Origin of the sequence: Loktanella sp. SALINAS62 (assembly GCF_018263905.1) — a bacterium.
In the GTDB taxonomy this organism is placed as follows: domain Bacteria; phylum Pseudomonadota; class Alphaproteobacteria; order Rhodobacterales; family Rhodobacteraceae; genus Loktanella.
In genome coordinates, this window is record NZ_JAAFZU010000006.1 from 1 (window position 1) to 6,613 (window position 6,613).

Below are 6,613 nucleotides of genomic sequence, written 5' to 3' on the forward strand. Positions count from 1 at the left end.
CGGCTTCGAGGTCTTCTTGTTGTGTGTCTGTTCCATAATGGGCAATTCTCCGAGAGTTTTACCCTCCGGTAAACCCGGGGCGGTTCACGCCGCCACGGCAATAGAGGCTCAGCGCCATCTACGCGTTGCGCTTTCCGAGGTCCGCCTGGAGTTGCCACCATCGCTCCGATATGCCGTCGATGAGGTCGGCGGGATACCATTGCATGTCCTGTTTGAGCCGGAAAAGCTGGCCGATGCAGACGATGTCGCACACCGCCTCAAGGTTTTGCTCGAAGAGGTTGGTGGAGCGCCGGTGATTCACCATACAGAAGAGGGCGACCCGTTCACGGTCGGCGGCTCCGAAGTAGGACGAAAGATCGAAGCTCTGCTTCATTGCGTCGACGACGTGCGGCGACACGCTTGGCGCGTCAGTGACCGGATCAAGGCCACTGCTGCTCTCAGACGCTGTGGATAGAACTTCGTCCTGAAAATTCGTCGTTCATGGACGCTCAATCATGTCGGCTGCTTCTACAACGCTGCTCTGGGCACTGGAGCACAGCCATCAAGATTGGAACTTTCTTGTTCACAAGGGATTGGCAAGGCTTGATCAGAGCGCTCGTCTTGTCCTGAACAGCCAAACCACAATCATTTCAAAGAGGGCCACGGCGTTGCTGTGGCCCTCTTTGCATGCCAACGGTATTCAGCCCGCCTGGTAAAAACCAAGCGCTCCGCAAATGCCGGCACTTATCCATGCAAAGGGTGCAAGAATGGGCACGTTTATGGATCGCGATCAGGCGAGATCCGCTCTCGTCAGGGGCAGCCCGCCAAATCAAAAAAGTTCGGATTTTGGTTTTGAAATTCTACCGACCTGAACCATCTCTTCCAAAAAAAGTAATGTCACGGTATAAATTCCAGTGGCAATCAATCGCTTTCATAGTGGTCAAAAAACCATTGATAGTGGCCAATAATGGCTTTCACTTTCAACAACAAATGTAAAAGCAGGCCTTTCTCTGCCACTGGGTTTAACCAAACCCCATGCCTGTTGGTTTCGGTAAATCAAATCGGCCGCAATCTCTGCCACTTTGTATGCCGTAATTTTGCCAGTGATTTTGCAGCAGACAAGAAAAAGCCGCCCGAAGGCGGCATAATTGCAGAATTTCTCAGCCAATGGCGCGGTCTAAATCCGATCGTCGGTAGTAATAGCCGCCCAGTCCATCTCTGGGCAGACATGGTTTGACACCCGCCTTTTCTAACTTGGGCTTCATCCAACGTGCGGACAATTGGTGAGCCTGCGCAATTTCTTCAAGTGACATGAACCTTTCTCTGAATCTAACCACATCAGACCGGTCAAAAAAACTGTGCTGGACACCCTTGCCGTTCGTCACTTTTTGGAGACGTAGATTAAGGCTGCCATCTGGTGCATAGGTTCGAGAAAGCGCGAACACCTGATGTGTCTTCATGTTCAGATAGTCGGCTGCTTGAGTTGCTGACATTAAATGATCCTGCTGATCTACCACACGATTCCCCATTACCTCCTGCAGATTGACGAGAAGACCTTTGAATTTTTGATTGGGGTCAAGCGTTTCAATGCGATGCAGCCGACCCTCAACAATCCAACGGACAATATCAATGATCGGGCATCGACTCTGCTCGGCTGCATCGTGGATCGACAGCATGCCGATGGAGGCCTTTCCGACATGCTTGGTCGAGGACATCATTTTTGATAAAAACAGTTCGGCATCGGATTTCGTTGTCCTGCACAGAATGCCGATTGTAGGCACCGAGGTTTTGCAGATCATTGGAATCAGGCCGGAGCTGATAAACTGTTCTCCTTGCACCCGATTGCAGTTCAATAACGAGCATACCTCAGATCGCGTGATAGCCGAAAAAATCCTCTTTGCAAGGCTCTCCCCCGCACCGGCAGGAACTAAACCCGTCTGAGCAAGACTCTCGGGATCACCTTCTGCAAGACTGGTCAGGACTACTGCACGATTGAGCGTTTTGGGGTGCACACCGCTTTGCTTCGACAGGCTCACAATAGAATGAAATTTTCGCTCGAGAACCGGCTCACCAAACAAGTCAGATCCGGCTCCGATAGGAAAATTATCAATGACAAATTCTCGAACAAGGCCCTTCAAAGGACCGATCTCACGCTTGTTCGTGTTGAACTGAAGCCATTGATAAAGACGCCCGAACACGAATTGAGGCCCGCAGTTCTTGGAGAGATTATTTCGGCTCGCGAACAACACATGCAGCGCTTCGTTTACTCCCTCCGGACCTCGAGATGCAAAACCATAACCGAAATCTTCCGCCGCAATGCGGTCGTGGACTGTCAATTTATTCAGGTTAATGTGAGTGCCAAGCGATATCACGATCCCAAGCATTTCGCAGGCGCGGGCGGCCTGGTCGATATCCTGCTCATCCAACCAAGCCGGACCGTTCTCTCCCGCAAATCGGCGTGCAACGTAAAGCTGTAGGGCTGAAGGCGAACTCTTTCGCGTGGCCGCACTCAGGTCTTTTAGGTCCTTGGTCGATGGCGCGACAAGCTCCATGTCTTGAAACTGCTCGGACACCGATCGGTTAGGTCGTCTGACCAGTTCAATATGGTGCTTTCCGCAAACCCGGACAGGCTCGACGCGCCACAACACACGCGCAACCCTTGAACCGTTAGAAGCACTGTCAAACTGCTCGTCCTCTAAAAGGCAAGACGGACAGAATGACGTTTGATTGGCATTCATGAACGCTGTGCTGAACATCTGCCCTCGAAAGCGACGTTGCCGCGATTCAGCACGCAAGGCGACGGCATCTACCAACCTATCCCTTGCCACTCCTGTAAGACCTGAGAGGCGATCAAGGTCTTCATGGGATGGATGTTTCGCCCTTTCACGTGAAAACTCGATAAGATCCAGAAATCGATACGCAGAAAGGTCAAAGTGGAATTTACCGACCCGCCCGAGGTAGGATGTCAGCGTTTCATCTTCGCAAATCGGCAATACTGGTAGGAGGGTCATTTCTTCTTCATCCGCTTGGCCTTCTGCCGAGCCTTGTTCGTCGCGGCAGTGCGTTGCGCCTCATATTCATCCTCATCGACGTCCAACTCAATTTCGATCCAGTCCTCGGCCGCGAATACGTTCCGGCCCGGCTCACAAATCTCACGCTCTCCCCAACTCACTTCAAAGTGTTCAACTTCCAAGCAGGGGCTATCCTGATATAAAGCTTCTTCAATAGCGAGAATGACGGACTCGATCGCCCTCCCGAACTTGTAACGGCTCCCGTGAATCAGGCGGCTGATGACATCGAAATGAGCTTTGAACGTAAGGCCGGCCTTGCCCGACAGAAATTTGACCAACTCTTCAAGATCCTCATTGTCCGCGCCAATCTTGAGATCGCGCGGCTTGATCTTTGCAAACCGGCGGCTCAACTGCGGATCAAGTCCAGCAATGCGCCCCAAGCGTTCCGTTCCGCTCAGGACCAAAACGACGGGGTGTTCGCCCTGCATCAGCGACTTGAGCATCTTCAGCATATTGTCGGTCTCTGTGGTAGCTGTATCCTTAAACATGTCCTGCGCTTCGTCGATCCAAAGGAGGGTAATTCCCATCCGTTCCAGCCGCACTCGGACTGCTTGCCAAATCTCCCAGACTTTCGCGCGTTCAGCGGTGTTATCGACCCCAAGTTTTTGCAAGATAGTTGTCCCGAGACTTTTCTGTGTCGCGGGGCTTTCAACCTTGATCTTCAGATACCTCGGCCGCCCCGTTTCAGGATTGTCCTGCAACGCGTCGAACTTGCCGAGAACCTCTTGGATCGTTGTCGTTTTACCGCCACCTGAAGCGTCGATCATGATCACCCCGTTGGTCTCAGTTCCTGCAGTCACAAGAGCTGGCTGGTGCGTCGGCTGCCCGTCGTCTCCCGGCTTGAATAGCCGGGAGACTTGCTTGCTGAACAGCTTTCCGTGGTCCGTCTGAAAGCGGATATCCCTTAGCATTTCAGGAGTGCTTTGGCCGATCGATGATGACATCTCGTCGTGGTTATTCATTTCTTGCCCTCCAGCCATGAGTTTTTCGGTTGCGGCATCTCCCGCTCAATCTGCTTGGACATGTGAGGCGATGGAGCAGTTGGTTCGACAGGCATGATTGAGTGACCAAGGCCGTCAGGTGATTTCGCGAGGCCGGGCTGAGCAGAGACGATGGCAAAGCTGCCTTTGGCCTGCTTTTCAAGAAGATCCAGATTTTTTGTATCCATGCCTTCGTCCAAGATGCCCATAGACATCATCCGCTGGGAATTGAGCGCTCGAATTTCGGCCAATGCGCGGAAAACGATGGCATCAGAAATTTCACGGCTCTTTGCATATTTGGCGGTCAACGCCCGCATTGTTGCGGTCCACTCTTGTGCAGTAACGCCATCGAACCGTTCTTCGACGGCGGGGATCTCAAGCCATCCGTCATCCAGCTTTGCCTCGATTTGTCCGATGTTTCGACCGCACCACCGGATCTGAACTGACTGATTGCCATGCTTCATGAACCATTCATGCAAAGCACCGGAATGATATTGAACGTTGAGGACCTGAATTCCCGTTTTTTGAACTTTACGTGTCGCGTGGATACCGAAGGCCAAACGCTTCTGCCGATAGCTCGGAGCAGCGTGCAAAGGGTAGTTGCCGCTCGACATATCTACCTGCCATTGTTCAAGCGGGGTGAGACCGTTGAGGCCTTCGTGCGGCGTGTTATGGTAGATATCTACGATCCAGCGCACGAGGATGCGCGATAGATCTTCCACTGACAGACAGGCCATTTTTTCTGAACCATATTCACCTTTCTCATAGGCGTTCGAAAACGTTTTTCCGCTTAAATCGGACAACGCGGAGAGCGATGCCGTCCTGAACAGACGCTCAATCTTTCCCCGCATACCAGGACTACCCGCGATGGTTTGAAGCGCATGGATGCCGAGGTCTGAGCATGCATTTGTAAAGACGCCTGATTTGAAGGCGCTGCCATTGTCAGTCGCGAGAATTTCAGGGAGGCCCAGCATATTCCATGGGCTTTCTGCTCCAGCTGCCGTTGCGATCATGCCCTTATCGCTAACGATCATATCCAGACATCGAACTGCTGCACTCGATTTTGGATTGCTCGTTAATACCATACCCAGAATCACGCGGGTCCGGCTGTCGATCGCAACGACGACCCACCAACGCCGCGTGGGGTCAAGCAGGCCAAGGCTTTCAAGTTCGTTGCTGTCGAACAGTTCGAACAAACCACAGCTGCTCATGATCGTATGGAGGTCAACTTTCCATTCGTCCATCTCGACCCGCTCCAGCGGCCTTGCGTGTTTAAGGCCGGCCTTGACCGCCCGCATCTTCCGCATGGCCTCTTCGGCACCAAATCGCAGAACCAGTTTTTCGAACTTTCCATAGGTCCCAATCTCGCGCCTGACGGCATCGCGCTTTGGTGTCCGCAACAGAGGCCGCTGCTCCGCCTCGCGAACCTTGTTTTCATCCAGAAATGCGAGCTCGACCGCTTCAACCGTTTTCGTCTGAGGTGGACGCCGCAAGGTGAAATAGTGGTCCCGAACAGTCTTTGAAAGCAGCGCCTGCTCTTCGATCGAGAACTGTCTCTGCCAGTTTCCTCGGTTTTCGACTTTGTCTTTCAGGCCGGACTTTCCGGACCTGTGGTAATTTGATGCCCATTCCCTCAGGGTGCGTGCACTGCAAGCATCAGGACGGATCACTGCTCCTGCAGATCTTGGTTTCCGCCCCCCCTCTTCCTTCCAGCGGCGACGGGCATCGGCGCGTTCCGGATCCGGAAGCTCATAGGTCATGTATTCTTCGGCTGCGCGGCAAAGGTCATCCATGCAGGCCTCAATCGCTTCGCTATTTACCTTTAAAAGACCTGCATTTCTGCGATCCTGATAGGCACGCACCATAGCATATTTCGCTTCCACCCTTGCGCGATGTGCAGGTGTCAGCTCAGCAATCGAGTCGTCACACGTCATAGCCGGAGATGCGGCTTTGACCATTTTGTGCAGGAAATAGTCAGGCTCATGAATGATTTTTCCCGCTGCGTTCAGACGATTGAAGCGTTGAACTTCAAACACCTCCGTCAGGTGTGGATTGTCCGCATCCATGAATTCGAGAAACCCACCGTGGGTCCCGACATAACGCGTGACCCAGCCGTCGATGGTCACGCGATCATGCTCGCGAAGTAGGAAGCTGGGGAACCGGTCGAAAAAGTCTTTGGCGAATTGCATTGTCATCTTTTGTCTTTCTTTGTTGCGACGGCTTTGCGCGTCGATTGAGTGCAGAAGTGGAGCCGGTGCCCATCGTTTTGATGGGCCGGGACGCGCGGCATGTTGATAAAGCTTTGAGGTTACTTCAGCGGACTGCGTCGAAGGCGCGGGAGGGACCGCTGCCAAGGCTCGCTTTTATCGCAGCCATGAGCCTGGCTCTCGTGAGCATTCAGCAAGATTTCGTTGAAGGTGCGCTCGATCAGCGCGCTGCCTGTCGGGCGATAGTGAGGTGCATATTTGATCGGGCTCATGCGAACTCTCCAGATTTGGAGAGTGTCCGACCTTCTGTGTAACTGGGATTTGGTTCATGCTTCCTGAGAGAAGCAAGGACGATGACGATGACGATTTCCAAGGA

Annotated in this window: 5 protein-coding genes; 1 reads left to right on the forward strand and 4 read right to left on the reverse strand. The window is 52.9% G+C overall.

The annotated features are described in order from the left end of the window. Positions 1-454 (forward strand): hypothetical protein (locus GZH79_RS04040; protein WP_211642064.1); only part of this gene is annotated, 454 nt, incomplete at its 5' end. A 685-nt stretch (positions 455-1,139) separates the two neighbouring features. Here the strand turns inward: GZH79_RS04040 and GZH79_RS04045 are convergent. From GZH79_RS04045 to GZH79_RS04060, 4 genes are all read right to left on the reverse strand, one after another. Further along, a complete protein-coding gene (locus GZH79_RS04045) occupies positions 1,140-2,990 on the reverse strand; it encodes a TniQ family protein (RefSeq protein WP_211642066.1) in 1,851 nt (616 codons plus the stop codon). Further along, a complete protein-coding gene (locus GZH79_RS04050) occupies positions 2,987-4,012 on the reverse strand; it encodes an ATP-binding protein (protein ID WP_211642072.1) in 1,026 nt (341 codons plus the stop codon). The genes GZH79_RS04045 and GZH79_RS04050 overlap by 4 nt, the downstream gene beginning before the upstream one ends. Continuing rightward, positions 4,009-6,225, reverse strand: a complete 2,217-nt coding sequence (locus tag GZH79_RS04055; protein WP_211642074.1) for a DDE-type integrase/transposase/recombinase — start codon at positions 6,223-6,225, stop codon at positions 4,009-4,011. The genes GZH79_RS04050 and GZH79_RS04055 overlap by 4 nt, the downstream gene beginning before the upstream one ends. A gap of 113 nt (positions 6,226-6,338) precedes the next feature. Beyond that, complete coding sequence (locus tag GZH79_RS04060) at positions 6,339-6,509, reverse strand: hypothetical protein (RefSeq protein WP_211642076.1); 171 nt, start codon at positions 6,507-6,509, stop codon at positions 6,339-6,341. Positions 6,510-6,613: the final 104 nt, after the last annotated feature.